Genomic DNA, 232 nt, shown 5'->3' on the forward strand with positions numbered 1-232 from the left:
GTTTGTCCATCCGACGCCGAGCCGGGCTGTGCGCCACGGGTATTGGCGAGCACCCAGTCAGCCGTGACGCCGTTATGCTTCGCCGCTTCGTCGATCGCGGCCTCGATGGACCCTTCCCATGCCTGGCGCGTGAAGACGCCGGCTACCGTCGCGGACGTCGAGAAGAGACCGCGCGTATCCGTGCCAGCGGTCAGGGACGCGAGAGTCTGATCGGGATACTTGTGGCCCACCG

Annotated in this window: 1 protein-coding gene; it reads right to left on the reverse strand. The window is 66.8% G+C overall.

What is annotated here, in order from left to right; genetic code table 11:
- Positions 1-232: ImcF-related family protein (locus tag SB753_RS42015; protein ID WP_410805814.1), on the reverse strand; the 232-nt coding region annotated here is incomplete at both ends.

It is taken from the genome of Paraburkholderia sp. SIMBA_053 (genome assembly GCF_046534895.1).
In the GTDB taxonomy this organism is placed as follows: domain Bacteria; phylum Pseudomonadota; class Gammaproteobacteria; order Burkholderiales; family Burkholderiaceae; genus Paraburkholderia; species Paraburkholderia caledonica.